The sequence below is a fragment of the Mesorhizobium sp. WSM3862 genome (assembly GCF_002294985.1).
Taxonomy (GTDB): Bacteria; Pseudomonadota; Alphaproteobacteria; order Rhizobiales; family Rhizobiaceae; genus Mesorhizobium.
Window position 1 is genome coordinate 7,501 of sequence record NZ_NSGE01000005.1, and the last position, 2,500, is coordinate 10,000.

The following is a 2,500-nucleotide window of genomic DNA, read 5'->3' on the forward strand; positions in this document are numbered from 1 at the left end:
TCTGGATTGGTGTGGGGATTTGGCTTGTCTGCCGGCGCTGCGTCGGTTCGCTGCTTGCGGGCGTGATGACCGCTCACATCAGCCGGCCAGTATGGCCAGATACAAAAACGCCCGCACGAGGCGGGCATTTTGGATTGGTTGCGGGGACAGGATTTGAACCTGTGACCTTCAGGTTATGAGCCTGACGAGCTACCGGGCTGCTCCACCCCGCGTCAAGATAGAGGTAAGTTTGCGCTTACCGTATTCAAGGGACCGCCCAATGAAAGGGCCGCTTGCGCGGCCCGGGATCCCGTTTGGCGGGCCTCATGCATGTCGCTCAAAAGTGTTAGCGGTTTTGAGGCAACGACATGCATCACAACAATCGCAAGGAGAAGATTTGTCTGCATCCGGATCCGGATGTGAGATGAACGTGCGCTTGGCAGACCTGGCAGCGACCTACTCTCCCGCGTCTTGAGACGAAGTACCATCAGCGCTGGAGCGTTTCACGGCCGAGTTCGGAATGGGATCGGGTGCAGCCGCTCCGCCATAACCACCAGGTCGGCGAAACGCACGTTCAAATCGAGAAGCTGTTCAAGCGCGATCCAAAGGATCGTCGCCAAGCGCGATCCGGAGGATCGTCGCGGCGCGATCAAGGATCGTCGCAGCGCGATCCAAAGGATCGTCGCCAAGCGCGATCCGGAGGATCGTCATTTTTGTGCCAAGGCGACGTCTGCATTTTGCCTACGGGCGAAGCCCGCAAGCGCGACTGCGCGTCGCCGGTCGTCCGGCGCCCTCGCGGAGCATAGGCCCGTAAGGGCCGCTCATGCGTGAGCGCTGGCAGACCATCCGACTTTGTCGGATGGATATTAGGAATGAGAACGATCAAGCCGATCGAACTATTAGTACCGGTAAGCTTCAAGCGTTGCCGCTCTTCCACACCCGGCCTATCAACGTGGTCGTCTTCCACGGTTCTCAGGGAATACTCGTTTCAAGGTGGGTTTCCCGCTTAGATGCCTTCAGCGGTTATCCCGTCCGGATATAGCTACCCTGCAATGCGGCTGGCGCCACAACAGGTCCACCAGAGATCCGTCCATCCCGGTCCTCTCGTACTAGGGACAGATCCTTTCAATATTCCTACACCCACGGCAGATAGGGACCGAACTGTCTCACGACGTTCTGAACCCAACTCACGTACCGCTTTAAATGGCGAACAGCCATACCCTTGGGACCTGCTCCAGCCCCAGGATGCGATGAGTCGACATCGAGGTGCCAAACAACCCCGTCGATATGGACTCTTGGGGGTCATCAGCCTGTTATCCCCGGCGTACCTTTTATCCGTTGAGCGATGGCCCTTCCACACGGGACCACCGGATCACTATGACCGACTTTCGTCTCTGCTCGACTTGTCAGTCTCGCAGTCAGGCAGGCTTATGCCATTGCACTCAGCGAACGATTTCCGACCGTTCTGAGCCCACCATCGCGCGCCTCCGTTACTCTTTAGGAGGCGACCGCCCCAGTCAAACTACCCACCATACATTGTCCCGGACCCGGATAACGGGCCGCGGTTAGACATCCATAGTGATAAGGGTGGTATTTCAAGGGTGGCTCCACCTGAGCTGGCGCCCAGGCTTCAAAGCCTACCACCTATCCTACACATGCCACTACGAATGCCAATGTAAAGCTATAGTAAAGGTGCACGGGGTCTTTCCGTCTAACCGCAGGAACCCCGCATCTTCACGGGGAATTCAATTTCACTGAGTCTATGCTGGAGACAGCGGGGAAGTCGTTACGCCATTCGTGCAGGTCGGAACTTACCCGACAAGGAATTTCGCTACCTTAGGACCGTTATAGTTACGGCCGCCGTTTACTGGGGCTTCGATTCAGAGCTTGCACCCCTCCTCTTAACCTTCCAGCACCGGGCAGGCGTCAGACCCTATACGTCGTCTTGCGACTTCGCAGAGCCCTGTGTTTTTGATAAACAGTCGCTACCCCCTGGTCTGTGCCACCCTCCTCTGCTTGCGCAAAAAAGGGTCACGCTTCTTCCGAAGTTACGCGTGCAATTTGCCGAGTTCCTTCAGCATAGTTCTCTCAAGCGCCTTGGTATACTCTACCAGACCACCAGTGTCGGTTTCGGGTACGGTCTATAAGGAGGAGCTATTTCCTGGAACCACTCCGCTGCCCTTTCAATCCGATAAGATTGGACAACTTGTGTGATCCGTCACTACCTCCAGGCTCACGAATATTAACGTGATTCCCATCGACTACGCGTTTCCGCCTCGTCTTAGGGGCCGGCTAACCCTGCTCAGATTAACTTTAAGCAGGAACCCTTGGTCTTTCGGCGGGGGAGTCTCTCACTCCCCTTACGTTACTCATGTCAGCATTCGCACTTCTGATACCTCCACCGCCCCTCACGGGTACGGCTTCACTGGCTTACAGAACGCTCCGCTACCGCTCGTGATTGCTCACGAACCCTAAGCTTCGGTGTATGGCTTTAGCCCCGTTACATTTTCGGCGCAAAGAC

Annotated in this window: 1 tRNA gene and 2 rRNA genes (1 of these 3 cut by a window edge); all 3 read right to left on the minus strand. The window is 56.4% G+C overall.

Annotation, left to right across the window (positions count from 1 at the left end):
* Positions 1 to 135 precede the first annotated feature (135 nt).
* Positions 136 to 212, minus strand: a tRNA-Met gene (locus CK224_RS15695).
* A gap of 210 nt (positions 213 to 422) precedes the next feature.
* Positions 423 to 537 (minus strand): 5S ribosomal RNA (gene rrf, locus CK224_RS15700).
* A 320-nt stretch (positions 538 to 857) separates the two neighbouring features.
* Positions 858 to 2,500: ribosomal RNA gene (locus CK224_RS15705) — 23S ribosomal RNA — on the minus strand; it runs 1,286 nt beyond the window's last position.